Source organism: Rhodoferax sp. LS1P39, from assembly GCF_056521425.1.
Genome location: NZ_JBWMAV010000007.1, coordinates 82,811 through 107,962, shown reverse-complemented (window position 1 = coordinate 107,962; position 25,152 = coordinate 82,811). Strand labels below are relative to the sequence as shown.

Genomic DNA, 25,152 nt, shown 5'->3' with positions numbered 1-25,152 from the left:
CTTTCACGGGGTGGCGGGGGCGATATCGACGGTGATGCGCTGCAGGCCCTGGGGTGGGTTGGGGAAACCGTGCAGCGCCGCCGTGACCATGGCGGGCAGGAGGTCGTGGCCGATGGGCCAGCGGCTGTCCATGCGGGCCTGGGTCTCGTAGACCACCTGGCCGGTGCCAAGATCACGCAGCACCAGGCTGAGCAGGCGCTGGTAGCTGCGCACTTCCATGGGCGGCATCGGAAACATCGGTGCCATGAAGGGGCGGCCCCTGCCACCGGCCAGCCAGGGGCCGCGTGGTCCCCAGGGACCATAAGGATGGCTCCAGGTGCTTTCAGTCACCATTTGGGTGCTGATCTGCAGGCTGAAGCGGGCGTTGGGCACATCCTGTACCAGCCCGGCCTGGGCCAGGGAGGGCAGGGCCAGTTGTTCGACCGCAGTTTGCTGTTCGGCATCGGTCTGCTGGGAGGGCAGGCGCTCGAAACGGAAGGCCAGGGGGCGGGGTACGGCGCTGGTCCAGCTGGCGAAGCTTTGCACGTCGCTGTCCACCCGGGTGACGGTGGCGCAGCCGCCCAGCAGCATGGCCATGCCGAGGAGGACGGCGCGCCAGGCGGTCATAGGTGCACTACCTGCAGACCGGGCAAACCTGCGGGCGGGAAGCTGGGCGCATCAAAGGCCTGGTCGCCGTCATCGCTGGGCACGCCGGTGGTTTGCAGCCCCTCGAAGTCGTAGCGGCTGCGGTCCATCAGGTGCGAGGGCACCACGTTTTGCAGCGCGCTGAACATGCTCTCGATGCGGCCTGGGTGCTTCTTTTCCCACTCTTGCAGCATCTGGGCGATTTGCTTGCGTTGCAGGTTCTCCTGGCTGCCGCACAGGGTGCAGGGGATGATGGGGAACTGCTTGTGCGCGGCCCAGCGGGTCAGGTCTTTCTCGGTCACATAGGCCAGCGGGCGGATGACGATGTGTTTGCCGTCGTCGCTGACCAGCTTGGGTGGCATGCCCTTGAGCTTGCCGCCAAAGAACATGTTCAAAAAGAAGGTCTGCAGCATGTCGTCGCGGTGGTGGCCCAGGGCGATCTTGGTCGCGCCCAGCTCGTCGGCCACGCGGTACAGAATGCCCCGGCGCAGGCGGCTGCACAGGCCGCAGGTGGTCTTGCCCTCGGGGATCACGCGCTTGACGATGCTGTAGGTGTCCTGGTTTTCGATGTGGAAGGGCACGCCCAGGGCGGTGAGGTAGGTGGGCAGCACGTCGGCGGGGAAACCGGGCTGCTTCTGGTCGAGGTTGACAGCGATGATGTCAAAGTGGATGGGCGCACGCGCCTTGAGCTTGAGCAAAATGTCCAGCATGGCGTAGCTGTCCTTGCCGCCGCTCACGCACACCATCACCTTGTCGCCTTCTTCCACCATGTTGTAGTCCACGATGGCCTTGCCCATTTCGCGGCACAGGCGTTTTTCCAGCTTATGGGTTTCGCGTTCGATCTTGAAATCGGGGGCCGCTGGAGAGGTGGGGGCGGTCAGTTCGTCGGGGGTCCAGGTGGCACTCATGGGGGCAATCGGGTCTGAAAGATGCCGATTATCCCGTGTTGCGCCGGTTAGCGGACGCTGTATGTGGGTTTAGCCCGCCACCATCAGTGGACGAATAGGAGGCAAGCGGGCGACTTTACGCAGCAGGTCTTGCACGCTTGTGCAGTCTGTTTTAGAGCGGATGGCGCTCAAGTGGGTCAGTACAGTGGATAACGCCGTGCCCTGCAATTCGGCGATGGCCGAAGGTCGGTGTCCGTGGCAGACATGGCGCAGCACCTGGCTTTCAGAGTTGCTCAGGCGGTGCAGCATGGCGAACATTTGTAACTCAAGCGCGCCACACAGGGCGCTGCGGCCCAGGGTGACCAGGGCGCAGTCGTCCGGGCCGACGGCCAGCGGGGTCAGTGCGGCATACAGCTCGCCTTGGTCGCGGCTCCGTATGCCAATGTCCACAATCTGGTGGACATGGCGGGAGCAGGTTGCGCGCAATGCCTCATCCCACACGGGGGGGTGGTGTGGCGGAATCTGGCGCAGGTTGCCGCTGCTGTGGGTCCATCCCAGGTCGGCAAAGGTCTGGCGGGCGACCCGGTTGGCATACAACACCTTGCCGCCTGCCGTGACCACGGCCAGCCCATTCGCCAGCGCGTCAAAAGCTGATAACAAGCAGCGCAGATCATTGTTGGTTGGGTTGGTTTTGCGTCGTTCCACAAAAGCGGGGTGGGCCAGTGTGGGTTCAAGGGTAGCGCAATCGGGCATGGCGAGCTCCTGCATCTTTACATTCGAGCCAACTGTCGGCCACACCTGTCGCGGTGGCAAGCGATGGTGCTTGTTGGCCCCCATTAGTGGCGCGGCTGGTCGTGATGCCCGGTATTACCAAAAATCGCCGGACTCGCCGCTGGTTCGATCCCACAATGCAATGCAACTCGTCGCTTGCCAGCGGGTTGGAAAGGCACACTCCATGAAATCGATTCCGCTGTTTGCTTTAGGGGGCGATGTGGCGCACGGGCCGGGCCAGAAGGGCAGCTGGGACGCTTGGTGGTCGGCCTTAGCCATGGGGGCAGATGGTCTGGCTTGCCATATCGCTCTGAATGACGGGGTGTGGTGGATCGAGCCAAGCTCCGGAGTACGGCACCGGCTGGATGGGTTTATTTATCTGTTCGGTGCTGCTTGTCCTCTGATGCTGGTGATTCCGGCGGACAGTGCTCCAGTGGCAGACGCGGCACTGAAGGAACTGGATGCGCTGCTTTTGGGCGCCGCGTTGGCGTTTGCCCCCACGCTGGTGGTGAACGCCAGCCAGTACAGCAAGTTTTCCTTACACAGCCCGGTGCAGCTCTATGTGCACACTGTTGCCCCTACGCGCGATATCCCAAAGCAAGCCTGGCCCACCCGCCCCGCCGAGGCGCTCGACGAAACGCTTTATCTGTGGCTGCTGGACGTGCCGGTGACTGGCGCGCCGGTGGTCGTGGCCCGCTGTACCGCCCAGCATGGGGCTGACAGCCCCTGGCCTAACCCGGCACGGGTGCTGTGCGAGTCTTTTGATCCGGCCCAGGCCGCCGAAGTGCATGCGCGCTGGGCCCTGGGCTACTCCAACCTGCGCCGCGAATCCTTTGTGTCACTGGCGCCAGACGGACTGTGCATCGAGATGGAAGCAGGGCAGCAGTATTCCGGGGGCGGGGCAGTGCTGCGCCAGCCGGTGCAGGGCGACTTTGATGTGCAGGTGGACTTTGTTGCCAGCGCCCCAGCCCTGGGCAGCACCTTGGAGCTGGCGGTCATCACCATCGACCCGCCGCGGGGCCCGGCCGTGCTGGACCGTACCAAGCTGACCCACCTGGACACCAGCCTGGTGTTTGATGTGCACGGCACACCCCCCTACGTGAGCGCCGAGTGCGACGAAGCCGACGGATACCGCATCGGCTGGAACCGCTCCTACACCCTCACCCGCACCCTGGACGAACCCTGGATGTCGCCAGACGGGCAACTGGCCCTGGGCCCTGCGGCGCGCTCCGACAACCTCTACAACCGTTACGGCGGTGACGTAGGCCCGGTGCCCAAGGCGGGTGTACCAGCCAAGGGCACGCTGCGTCTGGTACGCAAAGGCCACATCTTCGCCAGTTATTTCCGTGCCACGCGCAACGATGTCTGGCAGTGCAGCGGTACACAGTGGAATCCCAACATGCCGCCGCAGCTTTATGTGCGCCTGGCAGCCAAGCACTGGCTGAAAGCCGGGCTCAAACGGGCTCCTGCGCAGACCGTGCGGTTTTTCAATTTTTGCTGGTACCAACCGGCCTGGAGCTGAACATGTCCGATCCTGAAGAAGTCCAGTTGGTTGACGAGGTGATGCAGTGCCGAGATTGCAAGTCCCACTGGGTGGAGCCGCAAAACTTTGGCCCTTTCGTGCGCTGTTCGGCGGGTGCGCTGCGCGCTGCCGGTACGCCAACGGATCTGAAGGTAGCGTCGTTCGATCAGCCCACACCGGCCATGTTGCACGGCTGCCGCAAGGCCCCGGTGATGCAGGTCGGCATCAACCCGAACCTGACAGGATTTTTCACGCTGCCAATGCAGAACGATAAGGGTGGACTGCGCTCGTTCGAGGGGCCACGGGCGGTGTACCCCCATTTTGAAGACATAGAGGCCTATGCCCTGCACCACCGTTATGTGCACCTGGATGCCAGCGAGTTCCGCACGGACTGGAGCGACGTGCCCCGCTTGTGGAATACAAGCACGGTGATGTATGCCGACCAGCCGGGAGAGGTGCTGCCCATCCCCCTTGCTTCGAGCCCTAACGCCACCAGCCGCCGCCAAAGCGATCGCAAAGCGCAATTGCAACTGCGCCTGGCCGATGGCACCACACCGGCCACCCAGCATAGCTGGAGTAAAGAGGAGAACTTTATGGTCGGCGTTCCTTCAGTGGATAAGAAAACCCTACCGTTTGCAGCCAACCAGCCCGTCGCCGGGACCATGACCAAGGCTAGCACCGTGGGTCAGACCATCAAAGTGCAGGCCACGGCGGGCAGCAGCTATTTCAAGAATGCTGCCGCGATGTTTAGCGCTGCGGGCTTGGTGCCCGGGGAAGATGTCTCAATGCACGACATGGTGGCTTGCGCCACTCCGGGTTGGAGTGAGGAAAAATATGGCATCCAGCAATCCGAGTTCCATACCCAGTGCGTGAAGGGCCACGAATACACCGCCCGGCAAATTCGCCAGTCGCAGCCTGTGCTGCTGGTGTTCTCCGGGCTGGAGGCGTACCAGATGTTTTTGATGAACTTTGGCGGCTTTGTAGCCGACAAGACCCCCGTAGCCGCAGATTTGCGTGAAACCGGCTGGGGCGGGCGCTACAAGATGGAGGTGCCTGCGGGCAAATATGGCAACCCGGATATTTGGATCTGCGACATCCTGGTGCTGTCGCATTTCTCGTTTCCAGTGGAACGTGATGGCAAAACCGCCAACCCTGACCCGCGTATTCAATTTTTCCAAGACTGCGTGGATGACTTGCGCAAGCAAAAACGGCTACCTGCCCTGAATCCATCCTCCAAAGAAGGTAAAAAACCCCTGGGCACGCTTGCGCGCAACCCTGGTTTCTGTGAATACTGTGACAAATTTGGCATTCCTGAGGGTTGCGCCTATCGCCCGTAAGGGGTAGGGCCTAGGACCAAGGCCATCCCCACACGATTGGAGAAAGCCATGTGGAAAGCCAGTGACTTCGAGCGCCTGGACCCCAAGCTGTTCAGGGGGTTTTTGGCTGTCATGCGTACTGGCAGCATGAGCGAAGCCGCCCGCATGGCGTCTCTTACCCAGGGGGCCATCAGCCAGCAGATTGCCAAGCTGGAGGAGCGGCTGGGTACCCAGCTTTTTGTTCGCACCGTGGATGGCATCAGCCCCACGGCGGGCGCGCGCATGCTGGCCCGCTTTGCCGAGGAGTATCTGGCGTCGTCCTCCGCCTTTATGGAGTTGTTGAACCAGGAGTACGAGTCCATGCAGGGGCTGGTGCGTTATGCCATGCCCGAGAGCTGTATCCATTCGCCCCACTTTCCCCGGCTATTGCAGCGGCGCAAGGAGTTTCCCGGTATCGAGATTGACATCACCCTGGAGGCCACCGACAAGGTGTACCGCCAGTTACTGGCTGGCGAGGTGGACTTTGGCTTCGTGCTGGACCGCCGGTTTGCGCCCCAGATTGACCTGTATCCCTTTTGCGTCGAGCAATACGGGCTGATCGCCGCGCCCGATGCCGTGTTACCCGTGCTGGGTAGCACGGCTGATATATACCGCCTGGGCCTTGTCTGGTATCCGCAGGCTGAGCACTACTTGGTTCGCTGGTGCGAGGCCACTTTTGGCCAGCCGGTATCGGATGCGGGCCGGGGCGACTTCCAGGTCCGGGGCAGTTGCTCGGATCTGCGCGTGGCGTTGTCCATGGTGCTGGGCGGGCTGGGCGTGGCTGTGGTACCTCTGCATGTGGCCCATGCGCATCTGGAGTCGGGGGCTCTGCGCCATGTACAGCCGGTAGCCGGTGCGGCGGCCAGCACCTGCCAGATCTACATCGCCATGCGCCGCGAAAGCAAGGTGCCTGCACGGGTGCGTCGGGTGATCCGCTGGTTTTTGGAAATGCACGCCGACTTGCAGCCCGTGCCTGCCCGTTTCATGGAATAGGACAACACCATGGCCGATGAACAGCAATTGCCCGTACGTGTGTGGCTGGCCGAACGGGCCAAGGTGCCAGGTCCGGACGGTTTGGCAAAGATGGACATGCAAAGCTTCAAAAAAAAGCTGGTGGAAACCTTTGTGCCTGTGACCTACCAGGCGATGCAGTCTTTTGGGTTGACCGCCTACATCCCCACGCTGTGGCCGTATCCCGCCGCTACGGACGCTCCGTTGGACCTGCCAGAAGAGTCCGCGCTGGTGTTTTACGAGTCGGTAGATCACTATAAAAAAATCATCAAGTCGCCTTTGGGCCGTTTGTATTTCGATGCCCATTCCTTGTTGTTTGGCAAAGGTAAAAACATCGCCAAAAACCCGTATCCGCAGCTTTATTCGGCTAACGCAGGCTGTGATTGGAATACGCCGTATTACGGCGGTGGCGATGCCTCGGTGTCATGGGCTAGCGGCCAAGTGTGGGCGCTGGCCTGGGCCTATCCCATGACGTTGGATACAACGGACTGGGTGCGAGATCAAATTCTGCCCCACCTGTCTGCGTTTTCGCTGCTGTCGCAGTGGATTGCCTGGTCCAGCACCAACTGGACTGTTTTGTGGGTACACACAGGCACGGATACTGCGCCACCAAAAAATGTGCTGTTAGGACGCCCACTATTCGTGCATTCCGCCAGAGACGTGCAGGTGCCGATAGCGCTGATCGACCCGTGGACTGCGGTGGAACTGGATTTCGACCAAACCGTTCGCCTTAACCTCGCGACAGCGCCCTGATGCATTTCCCAGGCCGCTGAACAGCCGTATTCCATCAGGGTGCTTTGCTGGCGGGCGCCCTGGTTTCCATGGCGCGTTGTACGGTGCCGTTGGCCTTGAGTTGCTTGAACGCGGCCTGGGTGCGCTGTACCAGGGCGGGCGCGGTGCCCAGGCTGTAGGCCATGTACAGGCCGGTGGTCAGGCTGGTCAGCGACAGCACTTTTTCCAGTCCGGCGCAGTCGAAACGGGCGTTGTGGCACTGGGCTTCGGCGCCGGATTCGCTCAACGGCACCAGATCGACCTTGCGGTTGACCAACTGGGCAAAGTTTTCAGTGGTTTGTGCGGACACCACCAGCCGTTGGAAACCCTGCTGTTGCAGGTACTGGTGGCGCAGGTCGTCGCGCATCACGCCGATGGTGTAGTTGCGCGCAGCGTCCAGGGTGCGGGCCTGGATGTCGGCACGGTAGCGCAGCTTGTACAGGTGGTAGCGGGTTTGCATGAATTCGCCCACCCACTGGAATTTGGCCTCGCGCTCGGGCGTGCGGGCCACCAGGTAGATCAGCACATTGGGCTCGTTCAGCGCCATGTCGTAGGCGCGGGCCCAGGGGTACAGGTGCAGCCGGTAGTCGGGTATGCCGGCCAGCTGCAGGGTTTTTTCCAGCACCTCGGTGGCCGGGCCGGCAATTTTGCCGTCCTGCAAAAAGACAAAGGGCGAGGTCTCGGTGACCACTTGCACCGTCTGTGCCCAGGGGCATAGGGGTGCCAGCAGGGCCCCGGCGAGGAGGGTGCGTAGTCCAAAAGTCATGCGGTTACCTGTCCGTGCACCACCACCCGGTTGCGGCCCGTGGTTTTGGCCTGGTAGAGGGCTTTGTCGGCCTGGTCGAACAGGGTGTCGAACTTGTCCACCTGGCCGGGGTCGAGTTGCGCCAGGCCGATGCTGATGGTGACCACCGGTGCGGCATCGGAGTTGCGGTGGGCAATGCCCAGATCGGCCACGGCGCGCAGCAGCAGGGTGGCCAGCAGCGTGCCCTGGGTGGCATCGGTGGCGGGCAGGAGCACGACAAATTCTTCGCCGCCAATGCGGGCCACCAGGTCCCCGGCGCGGGCGCTGCCGGTGTCCAGGGCCGTGGCCACGGCCTTCAGGCACTGGTCGCCGCTGGCATGGCCGTAGGTGTCGTTGTAGCGCTTGAAGCAGTCGATGTCACAGACCAGCAGGGTCAGCGGGTGGCCGGTGCGCAGGGCGCGGCGGAACTCGATCTGCTTCATTTCGTCAAACTGGCGGCGGTTGGCCAGCCCGGTCAGCGGGTCTGTGCGGGCCAGGCCGTCCAGCCGGGTGTTGGTGTCTTCGAGCTGGCTGTTGGCGGCCTCCAGCGCGGCCGTGCGGTCGCGTACCAGCTCGGCCAGGTTGTCGCGGTGGGCCAGCAGTTCCTTTTCGTCGCGCTTTTGCTGCTCCAGGTAGTCGGACAGCGTGGCCTGCAACTGGTTGACTCCGCCCACCAGTTGCGACAGCTCGTCCTGCCGCGTGGGCGCACGCTCCAGGGTGAGCCGTTGGCGCAGGTTGGCGGGGGTCAACTGGCCCAGGTGCTGGGCGATACGGCGCACATGCACCGTGACCAGGCGGTTCAGCAGCAGCATGATCAGGCTGGCCAGCAGCAACGACTGGGCGACCTGGGTGGCCACGATTTCGGCCACTTCGCCACGCAAGCGTTGCCACAGCACCCGCTCGTCACCAAACAGCGCCAGATGGCCCACGCCTTCCTTGCTGCCGGCAAACAGCTCGTGGTCCAGTGGGCGGCTGAGGACCGGAGCCTGGGTCGACGGCTGCCATCCTTCGCGCACCCGCCGAAAGATTTCGGGGGCGTGGTTGGCCGACTGCAAAGTGACGATCACCTGCCCCACCGAGGCCGCGTTGGCCATGCTGTTGAGGTGCGTCTGCAGGGCATCGCGGTCCATCTCCCAGATGGATTTAGACAGGGTTTGCTGGTAGACCTGCGCGATCAGCGCCATTTCGCCCGACATGCGTGCCACATTGTTTTGCCAGGCCGACCAGGTGCGAAAGGCCACCACCACCAGCGTAAACAACAGGCAGAACACCAGGGTGGCCAACACGATACGGCCGCCCAGGCTGGTGGGCTTGGCAGCTTTCAGAGCCATTTTTTCTGCAACGCATCGTAGGTGCCGTTCTTTTTGATGGCTTCCAGGCCCTTGCGAAAGCGCTCCACCAGGGCATCGGGTGTTTTCAGGCCGAACGCCATGTAATTGCCGCCACCGCTGAGTTCGTGGATGCGCAGTGACTTGCTCAACACCACCGCCGGGTCGTCGCCGACTTGGCGCACCATGAAATAGGCCCCCAGCTCGTTCACCACCCACAGGTCCACCCGTCCGAGTTTGAGCTTTTCGTAGTTCAGCTCATAGCGGGCGCTGGACTGCAGGTTGTGGCCCAGGGCAAAACCCTGGGATACCAGGTACTGCTCGCCAATATCCTGGTTGACCGTGCCAGTTTGCAGTTGTTTGGCTTCGTCCAGGCTGGTCAGGTGCAAATTGCGGGATTTCAGCGAGAACAGGTAGAAATCGGTGGGGGTGATCGGGCCCACCCATTTGAAGAGTTTCTCGCGGTCCTTGGACCGGTTGATCGAATAGATCAGCACGCTTTCGCTGCTTTGTGCGATGTCGTAGGCACGGGCCCAGGGCAGGGACTGGAACTGGCCTTCGATGTGGATCTCTTTGAGCACCGCCTGCACCACCTCGGTCCCCAGGCCGGTGATGCGGCCTTTGTCGGTGAAGTTGTAAGGGGGGTACTCTTCGGTCAGGATCTTGATGGTTTCGACGGCCTGGGCAGCCAGGGCACACGCCCACAGGCCCAAGCTGGCGGTCAGCAATGCAACGCGGCGGGAGCTAGCTCGGGCGCCAAACAAAATCATGCAACTCTCCAAGGGTCAAGACTGCAACCCTATAGGGAGGGCAATAGATACACATTATTACGTGTGGCGCATGCTACGCGGATTTCTGGCTCAGCATTGCCCTGTTTCTAACGATGATCTCTATGTCACCCGTTTTAAATTGGGCCAGGGTGGCGTTTTTTCAAGGCGCCACTTTCCCCGTTGGCGGGTCACTACAATCGCCCAGGGCCAGGGATGCGCGGGCCGCATGGGTGTGCCCCGCCACCCGGGTTGCCAGTATCAAGCGCCTGCCGACCACCACCTTTGACGCCCTAGTGACCAACGACACCAAACCTTTCACCATCCTGGATGTAGCCCGACTGGCAGAGGTTTCTGCCATGACCGTATCGCGTGCGCTGAACGCGCCTGAAAAGGTGTCGCCTGCCACCCTGCAGCGTGTGCGGGAAGCGGTAGAGCGCATGAACTTTGTACCCAATGCCATGGCCAGTGGTTTGCGTAGCGCTCGCGCCAAGCTGGTGGCGGCACTGCTGCCCACGCTGGTGGGCCCCGTCTTCCAGGAGATGGTGGAGGCGCTGGATATGGCGCTGCACGAACGGGGCTACCAGCTCATGATCGGCCAGAGTGGCTATGACGCCAAACGCGAGGACGAACTGCTCAAGACCATCATCCAGCGGCGGCCCGACGGGATTGTGATGACCGGCCTGGTGCGCTCGGCCGAGGGGCGGCGGGTGCTGCGTGCCAGCGGCATTCCGGTGGTGGAGACCTGGGATCTGACAGCCACGCCGGTGGACATGATGGTGGGGTTTTCGCACGCGGCCATTGGCGCGGCGGTGGTGGATTTTTTCCAGGGGCGCGGCCATCGCCACATAGCCCTGGTCAGTGCCAGCGACGAGCGCGCCCGTGCGCGGGCCACGGCGTTTGCCGACCGGGCGCAGGCGCTGGGTTTGCCCCCGGTGCACATCGCTTTTTCCCCGGCACCCAGCACCATGGGCGCGGGGCGGGCAGGGCTGGCCGAGGTGCTGGCGCGCAGCCCCCAGACCACGGCGGTGTTCTGCAGCTCGGACATGCTGGCGCTGGGTGCGTCCATCGAAGCCCGCGAGCGCGGCCTTGCGATTCCGCAGCAACTGGCCATCGTCGGCCTGGGCGACCAAAGCTTTGCAGCCGATGCCGCCCCCCCACTTACCACCGTGCGCATCGACGGTACGCGCATTGGCCGCCTGGCGGCAGAAATGGTGGTGGCGCGTGCCGAGCGCCAGCCACGCAGCCCGGCGGTGGTGGACATCGGTTTTTCCATCGTTGAACGGCTAAGTACCTAGCAGGTACTGCATCCGGGAAAACCCGGGAACATTCTTTGGACTTGTTAAGTTATCGTTACCACGGCGACGGAAATGGTGATGGATTGTCTGTTGTTGCAACTTGGCGTGCAATGCTGAGGCGCAACGACGGTCGTCTCTATGTAAAGACAGATGTGTCTATTTTTTTAGCCATAATTTGTTAACGTTAACTTTTGGAGTTTGCCAGTGCACTTGCCGCTGCTGACTCCATGGGTTGTTCCCCGTTTGCGCCCTGGTATGTGCCCCTCAATATTCAAGGAGACAGAGATGAAGACTTCCGTAAAACATGTGAACCTGCGCCTGCGTGCCGTGCCGCTAGCGGCCAAGGTGGGCCTGATGGGTCTGGCTGGCCTGGCGGTATTGGCGGGCTGCGGCGGCGGTGACGACGAGATCGCCCAGCCGGTCATGGGTGTGCGGTCCAAAGCGCTGCTGACGGTGGATGCCAAACAGTTCAAGGATGCCAACGGCAACGGAAAACTGGATGCTTATGAGGACTGGCGCCGCCCTGTGCAGGAGCGTATCGACGATCTGGTCGGCCAGATGACGCTGGAAGAAAAAGCCGGGTTGATGTTGATCGACACCATGAACGCGGGAACCGCCGGTGCGCTGCCCACCAATGCCGCCAACTTCATCCAGACCCAGAAGATGAGCCGTTTCATCCTCCGCAGCGTGGTGACCATCCCGGCCACGGGCGCGCAGGTGACGCCCGAACAGGCCGCCAAGTTCACGAATGCGGTGCAGGAGATGAGCGAGGCCACGCGTCTGGGCATCCCGGTGGTGTTCAAGTCCAACGCGCGTAACCACTTTGACAAAGACCCGCGCGTCGGCATCAATGAAGCGTCTGGTGCTTTTACGGAATTCCCCAAGGAGGCGGGCCTGGCAGCGGCCGCGCTGGGCACGGGCGACATGTCTTTGATCAAAAATTTTGCCACCGTGATGGGCAGCGAATGGAAGTCGATTGGTCTGCGCGGCATGTACGGTTACATGGCCGACCTCTCCACCGAGCCGCGCTGGTACCGCGTGCACGAGACCTTCACCGAAGATGCAGACTTGAACGCCAACATCATGAAGACGCTGGTGCAAAACCTGCAGGGCAGCAAGCTCAAAGACGGCACCTCGGTGACCCCCGACTCTGCAGTTGCGCTTACGCTGAAGCATTTTCCGGGTGGTGGCCCGCAAGAGATGGGGTTGGACCCGCATTACGCGCACGGCAAAAACCAGGTGTACCCCGGCGGCAATTTTGGCTACCACCTCAAGCCCTTTGTGGCCGCGATGGATGCCGGGGTGTCTGCGGTCATGCCGTACTACGGCGTGCCGATCAACGTGACCTACCAAGGCGTTAACTACGACCAGACGGGCATGGCGTTCTCCAAACAGATCGTGACAGACCTGCTGCGCGGCAAGCTGGGCTTCAAGGGCTATGTCAATTCGGACACCGGCATCATCAACGACCGCGCCTGGGGCCTGGAGAAAAAGACCGTGCCCGAACGTGTGGCGGCAGCCATCAACGGCGGCACCGAAACCTTGTCGGGCTTCAGCGTGAACAAAACTATCGTGGACCTGGTCACCGCCGGTCTGGTCTCGGAAGCCCGCGTCACCGAGGCGGCCAAGCGCCTGCTGAAAGAGCAGTTCCAGCTGGGCTTGTTCGAGAATCCCTATGTGGACACCAGCAAGGCCGACGGCACGATTGGCAACGACGCGAACCGCGCTACCGGCATGGACATCCAGCGCAAGTCGGTGGTGCTGTTGCAAAACCAGGACCAGGGTGCGGGTGCCAAGACCCTGCCGCTCAAAGCCGGTGCCAAGGTCTACACCATGGGCCTGGCCAAGTCAGATACCACCAAGTACGGCTACACCGTGACCGATGGCGAAGCCCTGGTCAACGGCGTACGGCCCAGCGCGGCAGGCCATGACTATGCGGTGATCCGGGTGGAGGTGTCGAACAACAAGCTCGTGCCCGGCACCAGCACACGCTACGCCAGCACCTACAAGAGCGATGACCCGGCCACGGGCGGACGCATCAATCCTGCCACCGGCAAGGCCTGGGGCGTATTTGACCGCTGCGTAACCAAGTCCGACTACTCGGTCGAAGACGGTGCCAAGGCCTGCCTGGACAACGGTTTGAACTTTGGCGGCTCCTTCCCGTGGGAGAACGGCATGCTGTCGTTCACCGAGATGGCGGCTGCGCAGTCGTGGCTGGTGTCGCCATCGCTGGACCAGATCCAGGCGGTGATGAACGAAGTCGGGGCCAAAAAGACCGTGCTGGCCATCTATTTCCGCCAGCCCTATGTGCTGGACGATGCCAGCGGCCTGAAGGGTGCGGGGGCCATCGTCGCGGGCTTCGGTGTCAGCAATACCGCCTTGCTCGACGTGCTGGGCGGCAAAGTGCTGGCCACGGGTGCTGCCGTCAAGCCGCAAGGCAAGCTGCCCTTCGCGCTGGCCAATAGCTCCAAAGCCATCGTGGACAACCAGCCGGACGTGCCAGGCTATCCGGCCAAGGACACCTTGTTCCCGTTCGGCTTCGGTCTGACCTACTGATAAAAGCTGCCGGGCTGTGCCCTCACCACTGCCCGGTTTCGATCCGGATGGCCACTTCGCAGTCGTCAAAGATCTCCAGCTTGGCGATCTTGACGCGCACGCCCATTACGCCGGGTAGCTGCATCAGGCGCTGGGCCAACTTGCCGATCAGGCTCTCCAGCAGGTTGACGTGCTGGGCGGTGCAGTCGTCGATGATGATTTGCCGCACCTTGCGGTAGTCGAGCACGTGGTGGATGTCGTCGTCGCTGGGCTCCAGCGGCTGCGGGCCGAGGTTGAGCTCGGCATCCACCTGGATGGGCTGGGGATCGGTTTTTTCGGATTCCAGAATGCCCAGGTTGGCGTTGAAACGCAGGCCGGTGAGTTGCAGGGTTTGGTTGCCTGTGGTGTGGGACATGGTGTTCTTTTAGGTAAGGTCCATCAGGGAAAAATCGCGCTCGAACTGCATCAGATGCTGGCCGCCGTCCACCAGCAGGGTGGTGCCGGTAATCGAGCCGTTCTCCAGCGCAAACTTGACCGTGGCCGCCACATCGGCAGCGGTGGACGAGCGGCCCAGCGGCGAGATCTGGTGCAGCACGGCAAACTGCTCGTCGCTGAGCATATGGCTTTTGAGTGTCAGGCCGGGGGCTACGCCCACCACCCGCACGTGCGGTGCCAGGGCCTGGGCCAGCATGGTGTTGGCCACCTCCAGCGCGGCTTTGGACAGGGTGTAGCTGAAGAAATCGGGGTTCAGGTTCCACAGCTTCTGGTCCAGCAGATTGACCACCACCCCGCCTGCATTGCGGGTTTGCAGGTGGCTATGCAAGGCCTGGGCCAGCAGGATGGGCGCGCCGGTGTTGCTGCGCAGGTGCTGCTCCAGCGCGGCAAAGCCGAAGGTGGCGGCACTGTCGTGCTCAAAGGTGGACGCGCAATTCACCACCGCATCCACCGCGCCAAAGTGCGCCACCACCTGGGGCAGCAGGGCGCGCACGGCGGCTTCATCGGCCAGATCGGCCTGGAATTTATGGTGTTTTAGGCCGCTAGCGCTTGTGATATGGGCGCAATCAGCTACTGTTTGTATAGCATCCTGGTCGGAGTGGCGGTAGTGCACCGCCACCTGCCAGCCGCCACGGGCCAGGGTGAGGGCGATTTCGCGGCCCAGCCGTTTGCCCGCGCCGGTTACCAATGCAGTACGGGCTGGGGGGGAGGGCGGGTGGGGTGGCAACATTCAGAGACAATCTGCGGGTGGAAAAAACAACCCCCAGTTTAACGATCGCGCTCCAGGCAGAGATTCGGCAGGCTATTACCGCTGCCGATGGCTGGATGCCCTTTGACCAGTTCATGGCCCAGGCCTTGTACCACCCCGGTTTGGGCTACTACGCCAACGAGCGTCCCAAGTTCGGCAGCCAGGATGCCGACGGCAGCGACTTTGTCACCGCACCCGAACTGTCCGGCCTGTTTGGCCAGGCCCTGGCGGCGCAGGTGGCGCAGGCGCTGCAAGTCACCGGTACCACCGAGGTATGGGAATTCGGCGCGGGCTCGGGTGCCTTGGCCCTGCAACTGCTCGAAGCCCTGGGCGACCAGGTGCAGCGCTACTGCATCGTCGATCTGTCCGGCACACTGCGGGCCCGCCAGCAACTGCGCCTGGCCCGGTTTGCCGACAAGGTGCACTGGGTGACCGCGCTGCCCGCCACGTTGCAGGCCGTGGTGGTGGGCAACGAAGTGCTGGACGCGATGCCGGTGCAACTGCTGGCCCGTGTAAATGGTGTGTGGCATGAGCGCGGCGTGGCCTGGTCCGGCCAGGAGTTCGTTTGGCAAGACCGCCCCACTAACTTGCGCCCACCTGCCGAGATCAACGGCCCGCACGACTACCTGACCGAAATCCACCCCCAGGCAGAGTCCTTCATCCGTACCCTGGCCGACAGGCTCACCCAGGGCGCGGCCTTCTTTCTGGACTACGGCTTCCCCGAGGCCGAGTACTACCACCCGCAGCGCAACACCGGCACCGTGATGTGCCACTACCAGCACCGCGCCGACCCCGATCCGTTGGCCTTGGTGGGGCTCAAAGACATCACCGCCCACGTCAACTTCAGCGGCATCGCCCTGGCGGGGCAGGACGCGGGCCTGAACGTGCTGGGCTACACCAGCCAGGCGCGGTTTCTGATGAACTGCGGTTTGCTATCTAAAATGCAGCACGCTACGCATGCGGAGCAAGCGCAGGCACTCAAATTGATCACAGAACACGAAATGGGCGAATTGTTCAAGGTAGTGGCCTTTGGCGCGGGACCGGAGTGGGAGCCGATGGGCTTCACCCAGGGCGACCGCAGCCATACCCTCTAGCCCGGACCAAGCATGTTCCGCTGGCTACTGGTCATCTTTTTCGCCTTGTTACTGATTGACTGGTTTTCCCCGTTGCTGCAGAAGCTGGGTTTTGGCAGACTGCCGGGCGACTTGCGCTTTCGGCTCTTTGGCCGGCCCTGGTTCATCCCGATCACCACCACCGTCGTCCTCAGCCTGGTTGCAGGCCTGGTCGCTAAATTTATCTAATGAAAAGAGCTCCATGAAAGCATGTATCGATGTCGGCGGCACCAAGGTTGCCGTCAGCCTGGCCAGCGGTAATGACGACCTGCCGGTGCTGCAGGGCCGCCGTACCGAACCCACCGCCAAAACCGGTACCAACGACGCGCTGGCCGTGCAGATCATCCGCATGGTCGATGAAACCTGCGCCGAGCTGGGCATCGACCCCGCATCGGTGCAAAACGCCGGGGTCTCGTCGGCCGGTCCGTTCATCATCAACGACGGCCTGATCGAGCTGGCCGGCCCCAACATCTGCGGCGGCATGGCCGGCCCGGCGCGCGGCCTGCCCAACGACTGGATTACCGCCCTGCTGGAAGCCCCGCTGGGTGCCCGCTTCGCCCGCGTGCGCATCGAAAACGACTGCGTTGCCGCATTGGAGGCCGAGCGCCACTGGGGTGCCTTGAAAGGCTTTGACCACTGCGCCTACGTCACCTGGAGCACCGGCATCGGCGTGGGCCTGTGCGTCGATGGCCATGTGCTGCGCGGCAAAAACGGCAACGCAGGCCACGCGGGCCATATGTTTGTGAGCGACAACGACGACGCACTCTGCGGCTGCGGCAACGTCGGCGACGTGGAAGGCATCGTGGCCGGTAACGCCATCGCCCGCCGTTTTGGCCAGGAGGCCCCGGTGTTGTTCCAGGCCGCCCGCGCGGGCGACGCCGCCGCATTGAAGATCGTCGACGAGCTGTGCCGTGTGATGGGCCGCACCTTGTACAACCTGGTGGCCATCCTCGATTTACAGCGTATCAGTATGGGGGGCAGCGTGTTCTGGCATAACCGCGAGTTTCTGCTGCCGCGTTTGCAGGCGCATATTGATGCCCATTTGCCCGCATTAACCACCGGTGCCCTGCTGGTGCCTGCGGGCCTGGCCGACAAAGTCGGCGATTACGCTGCCGTGGCATTGGCCTGACCCAGGCGGGCCGTAAAGCGGCCCGCTACCCGATTCGTTTAGATATTTTTTGGTTTGCAGGTGCCTGTGCCGCTGATAAAAACGCTGGATCGCTTTTTTTTAATGGCACGGCCCAGTAAAGTTTATTCTGAGAGGTATAATAAAATTTCTCAGCCATATACCTAGACTTCTCTGGAAAAAAAATGCCAACCTACAAAGAACTTCTCGAACAACGCGCACTCCTTGAGCAGCAAATCAAGCAAGCCCACACGCTTGAAAATGCCGATGCCATCGAAAAAGTAAAAGCATTGGTGGCTGATTTTGGTTTGACGGCAGATGATATTTTTGGCGCGTCCAAAGCCCGCACCAAAGCCGTGGCTAAAGTGGCCCCTAAATTCCGTAATCCTCTCACCGGCGACACCTGGACCGGCCGTGGCAAACCACCAAAGTGGATTCAAAATCTGGACCGCGACCAGTTTCTGATTGCCTAAATGCCATTCTTTAGCGCCTGCTAATGGTCGCAGGTGTCTGTATTAAGCAGGCACTGCAAGATATTCAAAAAGCCCGGTCATTTGACTGGGCTTTTTGCATTGTGCAGCCAGGACGGGTAAATACGGGTAGGGTGGGTACAAAGCGGTGGCGCATCAATCACCGCCTGTTTTGGCATCAATAGCCACTCGTGCTTGCGATAAGCTGAGATGGAGCGATGGGTTGGTACCGGTTTTCAGGCAGCCATCGCGCAGATACTTCACTTTATTTTCTGGAGATTTGATGCAAAAACTTTACATCGGCAATAAAAACTATTCATCTTGGTCCATGCGGCCCTGGGTGCTGTTAAGGCAGTCGGGTATTGCGTTTGAAGAGATTTATGTCCGGTTTGATTCCTTTGCGGCGGATTCACGCTTCAAGGCCACGGTGAATGCGGTGAGTCCGGTCGGCAAAGTGCCGGTATGGGTGGACGGAGACCTGGCGGTATGGGACACCCTGGCCATTGCCGAAACCCTGGCCGAGCAATATCCCGACAAGAACCTGTGGCCACGCGACCCCCACGCCCGTGCGCGGGCCCGTAGCGTGTGCGCCGAAATGCATGCCGGCTTCGGGGCCCTGCGCAGCCACTGCCCGATGAACATCGAAGCCCATCTGCCGCTGGTGGGGCAACTGGTCTGGCGCGACCAGAGCGCCGTGCGTGCCGATGTGGCCCGCCTGGTAGCGTTATGGTCCGAGCTGCTGGAAGCCCATGGCGGCCCCATGCTGTTTGGTGACTTCAGCATTGCCGATGCGTTTTTCGCACCTGTTTGCATGCGCCTGAACACCTATGCACTGCCGCTGCCCGCCACCGCCCAGGCTTATGTTGACCGCGTGACGGCCTTGCCCGGCGTGCAGGCCTGGATTGCCGAGGCCCTGGCCGAACAGGATTTCCTCGATTTCGAGGAGCCTTACCGCGTGTCCCGTAACCCCTAAACTGGGCGGATGCAAATCTATTTAGTCGGCGGCGCTGTCCGTGATGCCCTGCTGGGCCGAACCGGTGGCGACCGTGACTGGGTGGTGGTGGGCGCAACGCCCGATGCGCTGGTGGCCCAGGGCTTTCTGCCGGTGGGCAAGGACTTTCCGGTCTTTCTGCACCCGCGCACCCACGAGGAATACGCCCTGGCCCGCACCGAGCGCAAGACCGCCCCCGGCTACCGCGGTTTTGCGGTCCACGCGGCCATCGACGTGACCCTGGAGCAAGACCTGGCCCGGCGTGATCTTACTATTAATTCAATAGCTGCTCGTGCTTATTCGATAAGCGCTGATGGCCAATTTGACGTAAATTTTGAGGATCTGACCGACCCTTTTGGCGGCCAGCGCGACCTGCAGGCCAGGCTGTTGCGTCACGTGACCGACGCGTTCCGCGAAGACCCGGTGCGCATCCTGCGCGTGGCCCGCTTTGCCGCGCGCTTTACCGATTTCACCGTGGCCACGGAGACCATGGACCTGATGCGCGAGATGGTGGCCGCAGGCGAGGTCGATGCCCTGGTGCCCGAGCGGGTGTGGCAAGAGCTGGCCCGGGGCCTGATGGAGCCGCAGCCCTCACGCATGTTTGCGGTGCTGCGCGATTGCGGTGCCCTGGAGCGGCTGCTGCCCGAGGTGGCGGCCCTGTGGGGCGTGCCCCAGCGCGCCGACTACCACCCCGAGATCGACACCGGCATCCACGTGATGATGGTGCTGGACATGGCGGCGCGGCTGCAAGCGCCGTTGCCCGTGCGGTTTGCGTGTTTGACCCACGACCTGGGCAAAGCCACCACGCCCGCCGACGTTTTGCCTCGCCACATTGGCCACGAGATGCGTAGCGCCGATTTGCTCAAAGCCCTGTGCCAGCGCCTGCGCGTGCCCACCGACTGCCGCGACCTGGCCGACGTGGTGGCCCGCGAGCACGGCAACATCCACCGCGGGCTGGACATCAGCGCCGCCGCTGCGCTGCGTTTACTGGAGCGGGCCGATGCATTTCGCAAGCCCCAGCGTTTTGCAGATGCCTTGCTGGCCTGCGAATGCGATGCGCGCGGGCGGCTGGGCCTGGGCGAGCAGCCCTATCCGCAGCGCCCGCATTGGCTGGCGGTATTGCAGGCCGCGCAGTCGGTGGCTACCGAGCCGATTGCCAAGGCGGCCCAGGCCAAAGGCGTGCAAGGCAAAGACATTGGGGGCCTGGTCCACGCCGCGCGGGTGGCGGCGATCAAGCAGTCAAAAATTTGCAAGGACTGAGGGTAGGCAGTAAGGGCACAAACCAAGGCAAGCGCAGCGAAGCCCCTTCGCGAACAGCGCAGAACTGGCTCCGCCAGGCTGCTGCTGTTGCCCCCTGCAAGGGGGTTGGCGAAAACACGAAGTGTGCAGCCTGGGGGTGTGCCTAGCTCGCCAGCGGCGGGCCGTCGCTGTCGCCGATTTCCAGCTCGGGCATGCACAGCTTTTGCAGCGACTCCAGCGGCTCGCCGCGCAGGCGGGCCAAAGTCATCTCGGCCAAGGCCACGCCGGTGGTGGCGGGCGTGGGCTGCAGTACTGCGGTGACCGAGGTGCGCACGATGGAATCCGAGCCCAGCCCGTCATACACGATCACCGACAGGTCGCGCCCCAGCACCAGGCCGGAGTGCAGCACGGCATGGACTGCGCCAATACCGGCCAGGTTGTTGTCCACCAGCACAGCCGTGGGCCGCTGGGGCAGGGCCAGCAGCTTTTGCATGGCGGCGTAGCCCGAGCGGCGCTCCAGCGCATTGCGTTGCACGGACTGGGGCTTGAGTGGAACGCCCGCCGCCTTCAGGCTGACGCAGAACCCGGCGTAGCGCTGGTCGGCAAAGTTGTACTCCGGCGGCGCACCCAGATAGCCCAGGCGGCGGTGGCCCAGGCGCAGCAGGCGGTCGGTGGCCATGCGGGCACCGGCCAGGTTGTCGAAGTCAAACCAGGCGTACTCGGCAGCCAGCGACGCACTGCGCCCATAGGCCACAAAAGCCACGTTGCGGGCCTGCAGCAGCTCCAGCCGCCGGTCGTGTACGCGCGTGCGGGGCACCACAAACACCCCGATGTGGCGGCTGGTGATGGCCCGCTCATAGGCGGCCAGCTCGTCATCGGCCGAGGCCGACACGATCAGCAAGTCCAGCCCCGACTGGGCAAAACGCTCGCTCATCGATGAAGCCACCTGCAAAAACTGCTGGTCCCCCAGGTCGCCCGTTGTAATAGGAAACACGATGCCCACGGCATCGGCCCGGCCCAGCGCCAGGCCCCGGGCCCGCGCATCGGCCCGGTAGTCCATGCGCGCAGCGGCCTCTAAAACGTCGCGGCGCGTTGCCGCCGCCACTTCGGGATAGCCGTTCATGGCACGGCTCACGGTGGTGAGCGACAGACCGAGTTCTTCGGCAATCCGTTTCAGAGACATCAGGTGAGGGTAGTGGGTAGGGCGGGTGGGCAACAGTAGCCCGCAGGATTCAAATGTAACGGCTTGTCAACTGCATCTGGAGCGTGGGTGGCATAGTGAATGTAGTAATTCTGCAACATACGGCGGATTGTGAAAAAAATAAAAAGTTCCGCTTTTGACAGGCTCATTTTGCGGTTACATGTTTGTTACAAAGACGGGGAAAGACATTCCCCGGAATGCGGGAATCGATGCGGAAAAAAAGACCTTGTCGCAGGAGAAACGAGGCTTTTGGCGATTTTTGTACCTTGCTGGTAACTCTTGCACGTGTGGTGATGCTGCGAAGAAGTGTGAAGTTAGTTTGGGTTAGTTCATTTGTAGGACTATTGGGGTTCATCCTTATCCCCACAAAAACACGGGCAACCAAGAATGCAGCAGGTTTGCAATCTTTGGTGGCTTCGATGGGCTCCGCAAGGCCCTGCCTGAACATGGATGCAAATCCTTCGCAAAACTTACACACACAGGAGATTTCTTTGACCTCTACCACCAAATTGGCCTTGCGCGCTACCGCACTTGCCGCTTTCACCCTGGTGTCGGCATCTGCATTTGCCGACTTCGATGCCAACATCGAGCTCGACAGCAAATACCAAAACAACGACCGTGGTGCATCCCAGTCTGGCCGTGTTGAGCTCAACGCGTCTAAAAAGATGGGTACCAAGTACTTCATCGCAGGCCGCGCTTCGTACCTGTCCCATCCTTCCGGCACGGCTGACACCGATGACTTGTGGGCACAGATCGGCACCGACATGGCTGACATCAAGCTGGGCCGCTTTGAAGCTGCCAATCTGTTCCAGACGCCTGGCGACGTCATCGTTGAGTACGCTGGTTTCTCTCCTTACCAAGCCAATGTGCTGCGCGGTCGCCAAGGTGCGGGCAATAACGGCAATGCGCCGTTCCATGCTGCTGTCACCCTGCAACTCGGTGGCGGTTTGTCGTTTGAGTTGAGCGGTGTATCCACCAAGTCCAGCAACCAGGCCACCGGTCTGCGCCCAGTGCTGAACTACGCCAACGGCCCCTTGCATTTGGCCGCAGGTGTTGAGTCCATCCGTTATGCCGATACCGCAGCAACAGCGGCTGGCACCACAACGACTTGCGGTGTTACCGTTGGTTCTGCATGCACGACCACCGTCACGTCGCTCGCCACCGCTGGATCCAAAGGCACCCGCCGGACCGGCTTTGGCCTGACCGGTGACTACAACTTCGGCGGCTTCACCTTGTACGGCAACTATGCCGCTGGCAAGAGCGACGCAGGCCTGAAGCAAAGCACCTTCGCCTTGATGGCCGGTATCGGCAACCTGACGTTGGCCAGTGTGTTCGGCAAGGCAGAAGTTGCTGGCGCTGAAGATGCCAAAGTGACCACGTTCTGGGCAGCCTACGCCATTCCATTCTTTGATGTGCCTAACGCCAAGATCACTCCCGCAGTGTCCCTGTCCAAAGGTTCTGGCTCGAATACCGCCAAGGATGCAACTGGCGTGAGCGTGCGTGTGAACTACGCTTTCTAAGCGCGGCGCAGCATCTGCTGCGCCCTCTGCTGGACTGCCGCCAAAAGCGCAGTCCTGCACACCTTGTTAAACCCACCCCGGCATCTCGCCTGGGTGGGTTTTTTTGTTGGGGCGCAGCCAGTGCGCAAGGGCTAATCCAGATCGATTGTGGTGCGTCATCGGGTAAACCCAGTGTTCAATTCAAAGCGCTTTGAATTTATACTGCGATGGCTCTAAACCGCAACAAAACTTCGACCAACGGGAGGCGAAAAAAGCCTGCTTTTTGACCCGGGTCGATCTCGAACACTACAGGAGACATTCCATGACAGCAATGACCAAAACCGCAGCCGCCGTGCTGATCAGCTTCGGCGCTTTGGGTGCCGTTGGCGCACACGCGGCGGGCGTGACTCTCACCATTTCATGCGGCTCCGTCGGGCAAGATTACGAGTTCTGCAAGAAGACCAGCGACGAGTGGGCCGCCAAAACCGGCAACACGGTCAAGCACCTGAGCATCCCCCAGTCTTCCAGCGACTTGCTGGGCCTGTTCCGCCAGATGTTTGCGGCCAAGTCCACCGAGGTGGATGTCATCAACGTCGACGTGGTGTGGCCCGGTATTTTGAAAGACCATTTGCTGGATCTGACCTCCTACACCAAGGGTGCCGAGAAAGCCCATTTCCCCGCCATCGTGGCCAACAACACTGTGGGCGGCAAGCTGCTGGCCATGCCCTGGTTCACCGATGCGGGCGTGCTGTACTACCGCAAGGATTTGCTGGCCAAGTACAACGAAAAAGCGCCCACCACCTGGGCTGAATTGACCGCCACCGCACAAAAAGTGATGGACGGCGAACGCAAGGCCGGTTCCGCCGACATGCAAGGTTTCGTGTTCCAGGCCAAGGCGTATGAAGGCCTGACCTGCGACAGCCTGGAGTGGGTGGCCAGCTTCGGCGGCGGCAACATCGTCGACAGCACCGGCAAGATCACCATCAACAACCCCCAGGCTGCCAAGGCGCTGGATACCGCGGCGGGCTGGATTGGCACCATCGCACCCACCGGTGTGCTGAACTACGCCGAGGAAGATGCCCGTGGCGTGTTCCAGAAGGGCAATGCGGTGTTCATGCGCAACTGGCCGTACGCCTGGTCCCTGAGCCAGGGCGCAGACAGCCCCGTCAAGGGCAAGGTCGGTGTAGCCGCTCTGCCCAAGGGCGATAACGGCAAAGCCGCAGCCACCTTGGGCGGCTGGCAACTGGCGGTCAACAAGTACTCCAAAAACCCCGCAGTGGCGGCTGAATTTGTGATGTACCTGACCAGCGAAGGCGTGCAGAAGTACCGGGCTATCAATGGCTCCTACAACCCCACGATCATCTCTTTGTACAAAGACAAGGAAGTGCTGACCGCCAACCCGTTCTTCGGCGACCTGTATGACACCTTTGTCGGTGCAGTGCCACGCCCAGCCACCGTCACCGGTGCCAAGTACAACGAGGTGTCGGCTGCGTTCTGGAACGCCACCCACGAAGTGCTGTCCAAAAAGACCAGCGGTGCCGACAGCGTGAAGAAACTCGAAGGCAAGCTGAACCAGATCCGTCGCGGTCCGAAGTGGAACTAAGCCTCCTCCGTTGAACCTCGGTCCGCTGCATGCTGTGCCTGCGGCGGACCGTTCAGCCATTCGTCCCCTGGAGTCTCCATGAGCACCAAAACATCCGAACTCACCCGCGAGCGCACCCGCAGCGCGTGGATTTTTCTGGCCCCTACGCTGATTGTTCTGGCGCTGGTAGCGGGCTGGCCGCTGGGCCGAACCATCTTTTTCAGCTTTACCGATGCTTCGCTGGAAGCGATTGGCGACTCCACGTACAAGATGGTGGGTTTCCAGAACTATTTTGGTGAGTACGGGGTGTTCAACCTCAGTGCGGTGGAGGGCTTCTGGAACACCGACTGGGGTATGGCCATCCGCAACACCTTCAAGTTCTCACTGTTTTCGGTGGTCACGGAAACCATCTTGGGCGTGGTGTTTGCCTTGGTGCTGAATGCCAACTTCAAGGGCCGTTCGTTCATCCGCGCGGCGGTGTTGGTGCCCTGGGCGATTCCCACCATCGTGTCGGCCAAGATGTGGGCCTGGATCATGCACGACCAGTTCGGTGTGATGAATGCCCTGCTGAAGAGCGCGGGCATCATTGACCAGAACATCGCCTGGACGGCAGACCCCAACTACGCACTCTGGTCGGTCATGCTGGTGGACGTGTGGAAAACCACACCTTTCATGGCTCTGCTGATTCTGGCTGCGTTGCAAATGCTGCCTACCGACTGCTACGAAGCGGCCCACGTAGACGGCATCCACCCGGTGCGGGTGTTCTTCAAGGTCACGGTGCCGCTGATCTGGCCAGCCTTGATGGTGGCGGTGATCTTCCGCTTGCTGGATGCCCTGCGCGTGTTCGACATCATTTATGTCATGACTTCCAACAGCGTGGACACCATCAGCATGTCGGGCTTTGTGCGGCGCGAAATTGTGGACAACAACTACGTGGGTTATGGCTCGGCTGCATCCACAGTCCTGTTCCTGATCATCGGGGCTTGCACGGTGCTCTACCTCAAGCTCTCCAAAGTCGACATGACCAAGTAAGGAC

Annotated in this window: 24 protein-coding genes; 15 read left to right on the top strand and 9 right to left on the bottom strand. The window is 61.7% G+C overall.

The window, feature by feature from the left end:
- Positions 1 to 3 precede the first annotated feature (3 nt).
- The 3 genes from AC097O_RS13280 to AC097O_RS13270 all read right to left on the bottom strand — a co-directional run bounded on the left by AC097O_RS13280 (position 4) and on the right by AC097O_RS13270 (position 2,264).
- Complete coding sequence (locus tag AC097O_RS13280) at positions 4 to 606, bottom strand: DUF4136 domain-containing protein (RefSeq protein WP_479593280.1); 603 nt, start codon at positions 604 to 606, stop codon at positions 4 to 6.
- Positions 603 to 1,532, bottom strand: a complete 930-nt coding sequence (ttcA, locus tag AC097O_RS13275) for a tRNA 2-thiocytidine(32) synthetase TtcA (RefSeq protein ID WP_479593279.1) — start codon at positions 1,530 to 1,532, stop codon at positions 603 to 605. Before ttcA ends, AC097O_RS13280 begins: the two co-directional genes overlap by 4 nt.
- Before the next feature lie 69 nt (positions 1,533 to 1,601).
- Positions 1,602 to 2,264 carry a helix-turn-helix transcriptional regulator gene (locus AC097O_RS13270; RefSeq protein WP_479593278.1) on the bottom strand — a complete coding sequence of 221 codons (663 nt, stop codon included), beginning with the start codon at positions 2,262 to 2,264 and terminating at the stop codon, positions 1,602 to 1,604.
- 202 nt (positions 2,265 to 2,466) lie between these two features.
- On the opposite strand from AC097O_RS13270, the gene AC097O_RS13265 reads away from it, so the two are divergent.
- From AC097O_RS13265 to AC097O_RS13250, 4 genes are read left to right on the top strand one after another with little or no spacing between them, the layout of a single operon-like run.
- Positions 2,467 to 3,804, top strand: coding sequence for a hypothetical protein (locus tag AC097O_RS13265; RefSeq protein ID WP_479593277.1), 1,338 nt, complete (start codon positions 2,467 to 2,469; stop codon positions 3,802 to 3,804).
- A gap of 2 nt (positions 3,805 to 3,806) precedes the next feature.
- Positions 3,807 to 5,141, top strand: a complete 1,335-nt coding sequence (locus AC097O_RS13260; RefSeq protein ID WP_479593276.1) for a hypothetical protein — start codon at positions 3,807 to 3,809, stop codon at positions 5,139 to 5,141.
- Between the two features lie 48 nt (positions 5,142 to 5,189).
- Positions 5,190 to 6,152, top strand: coding sequence for a LysR family transcriptional regulator (locus AC097O_RS13255; protein ID WP_479593275.1), 963 nt, complete (start codon positions 5,190 to 5,192; stop codon positions 6,150 to 6,152).
- Positions 6,153 to 6,161: 9 nt separating this feature from the next.
- Positions 6,162 to 6,923, top strand: a complete 762-nt coding sequence (locus AC097O_RS13250; protein ID WP_479593274.1) for a hypothetical protein — start codon at positions 6,162 to 6,164, stop codon at positions 6,921 to 6,923.
- A gap of 34 nt (positions 6,924 to 6,957) precedes the next feature.
- On the opposite strand, the gene AC097O_RS13245 is transcribed toward AC097O_RS13250, so the two are convergent.
- From AC097O_RS13245 to AC097O_RS13235, 3 genes are read right to left on the bottom strand one after another with little or no spacing between them, the layout of a single operon-like run.
- Positions 6,958 to 7,707, bottom strand: a complete 750-nt coding sequence (locus tag AC097O_RS13245; protein ID WP_479593273.1) for a substrate-binding periplasmic protein — start codon at positions 7,705 to 7,707, stop codon at positions 6,958 to 6,960.
- Positions 7,704 to 9,056, bottom strand: coding sequence for a GGDEF domain-containing protein (locus AC097O_RS13240; protein ID WP_479593272.1), 1,353 nt, complete (start codon positions 9,054 to 9,056; stop codon positions 7,704 to 7,706). Before AC097O_RS13240 ends, AC097O_RS13245 begins: the two co-directional genes overlap by 4 nt.
- A complete protein-coding gene (locus AC097O_RS13235) occupies positions 9,047 to 9,823 on the bottom strand; it encodes a substrate-binding periplasmic protein (RefSeq protein ID WP_479593271.1) in 777 nt (258 codons plus the stop codon). The genes AC097O_RS13240 and AC097O_RS13235 overlap by 10 nt, the downstream gene beginning before the upstream one ends.
- Before the next feature lie 293 nt (positions 9,824 to 10,116).
- Between AC097O_RS13235 and AC097O_RS13230 the strand changes: the two genes are divergently transcribed.
- Together AC097O_RS13230 and AC097O_RS13225 are read left to right on the top strand one after the other, a co-directional pair.
- Complete coding sequence (locus tag AC097O_RS13230) at positions 10,117 to 11,118, top strand: LacI family DNA-binding transcriptional regulator (protein WP_479593270.1); 1,002 nt, start codon at positions 10,117 to 10,119, stop codon at positions 11,116 to 11,118.
- A gap of 285 nt (positions 11,119 to 11,403) precedes the next feature.
- A complete protein-coding gene (locus tag AC097O_RS13225) occupies positions 11,404 to 13,674 on the top strand; it encodes a glycoside hydrolase family 3 protein (RefSeq protein ID WP_479593269.1) in 2,271 nt (756 codons plus the stop codon).
- Between the two features lie 22 nt (positions 13,675 to 13,696).
- Here the strand turns inward: AC097O_RS13225 and AC097O_RS13220 are convergent, their stop codons facing one another.
- On the bottom strand, positions 13,697 to 14,068 hold the full coding sequence (locus tag AC097O_RS13220) for a dihydroneopterin aldolase (RefSeq protein WP_479593268.1): 372 nt from the start codon (positions 14,066 to 14,068) through the stop codon (positions 13,697 to 13,699).
- A 9-nt stretch (positions 14,069 to 14,077) separates the two neighbouring features.
- The gene (locus AC097O_RS13215; RefSeq protein ID WP_479593267.1) at positions 14,078 to 14,878 is read right to left on the bottom strand and encodes an SDR family oxidoreductase; all 801 of its coding nucleotides are present in this window, start codon (positions 14,876 to 14,878) and stop codon (positions 14,078 to 14,080) included.
- Between the two features lie 95 nt (positions 14,879 to 14,973).
- On the opposite strand from AC097O_RS13215, the gene AC097O_RS13210 reads away from it, so the two are divergent.
- From AC097O_RS13210 to AC097O_RS13185, 6 genes are all read left to right on the top strand, one after another.
- Positions 14,974 to 15,990, top strand: coding sequence for a class I SAM-dependent methyltransferase (locus AC097O_RS13210; protein WP_479593266.1), 1,017 nt, complete (start codon positions 14,974 to 14,976; stop codon positions 15,988 to 15,990).
- A gap of 12 nt (positions 15,991 to 16,002) precedes the next feature.
- Positions 16,003 to 16,197, top strand: coding sequence for a DUF2905 domain-containing protein (locus AC097O_RS13205; protein ID WP_315182810.1), 195 nt, complete (start codon positions 16,003 to 16,005; stop codon positions 16,195 to 16,197).
- Between the two features lie 13 nt (positions 16,198 to 16,210).
- Entirely contained in the window at positions 16,211 to 17,137 is a 927-nt protein-coding gene (locus AC097O_RS13200; RefSeq protein WP_479593265.1) for an ROK family protein, read from the top strand.
- A gap of 182 nt (positions 17,138 to 17,319) precedes the next feature.
- Positions 17,320 to 17,607: an H-NS histone family protein gene (locus tag AC097O_RS13195; protein ID WP_479593264.1), complete on the top strand. Its 288-nt coding sequence runs from the start codon at positions 17,320 to 17,322 to the stop codon at positions 17,605 to 17,607.
- Positions 17,608 to 17,887: 280 nt separating this feature from the next.
- Entirely contained in the window at positions 17,888 to 18,577 is a 690-nt protein-coding gene (locus AC097O_RS13190; RefSeq protein ID WP_479593263.1) for a glutathione S-transferase family protein, read from the top strand.
- Positions 18,578 to 18,586: 9 nt separating this feature from the next.
- Positions 18,587 to 19,855 carry a multifunctional CCA addition/repair protein gene (locus tag AC097O_RS13185; protein ID WP_479593262.1) on the top strand — a complete coding sequence of 423 codons (1,269 nt, stop codon included), beginning with the start codon at positions 18,587 to 18,589 and terminating at the stop codon, positions 19,853 to 19,855.
- 142 nt (positions 19,856 to 19,997) lie between these two features.
- Here AC097O_RS13185 and AC097O_RS13180 read toward each other — a convergent pair whose 3' ends face one another.
- Positions 19,998 to 21,017, bottom strand: a complete 1,020-nt coding sequence (locus AC097O_RS13180) for a substrate-binding domain-containing protein (RefSeq protein WP_479593261.1) — start codon at positions 21,015 to 21,017, stop codon at positions 19,998 to 20,000.
- A 509-nt stretch (positions 21,018 to 21,526) separates the two neighbouring features.
- Between AC097O_RS13180 and AC097O_RS13175 the strand changes: the two genes are divergently transcribed.
- The 3 genes from AC097O_RS13175 to AC097O_RS13165 all read left to right on the top strand — a co-directional run bounded on the left by AC097O_RS13175 (position 21,527) and on the right by AC097O_RS13165 (position 25,148).
- Complete coding sequence (locus tag AC097O_RS13175; protein WP_479593260.1) at positions 21,527 to 22,555, top strand: hypothetical protein; 1,029 nt, start codon at positions 21,527 to 21,529, stop codon at positions 22,553 to 22,555.
- A 301-nt stretch (positions 22,556 to 22,856) separates the two neighbouring features.
- Positions 22,857 to 24,137, top strand: a complete 1,281-nt coding sequence (locus AC097O_RS13170; RefSeq protein ID WP_479593259.1) for an ABC transporter substrate-binding protein — start codon at positions 22,857 to 22,859, stop codon at positions 24,135 to 24,137.
- A 78-nt stretch (positions 24,138 to 24,215) separates the two neighbouring features.
- Complete coding sequence (locus AC097O_RS13165) at positions 24,216 to 25,148, top strand: ABC transporter permease subunit (protein WP_315182787.1); 933 nt, start codon at positions 24,216 to 24,218, stop codon at positions 25,146 to 25,148.
- Positions 25,149 to 25,152 lie beyond the last annotated feature (4 nt).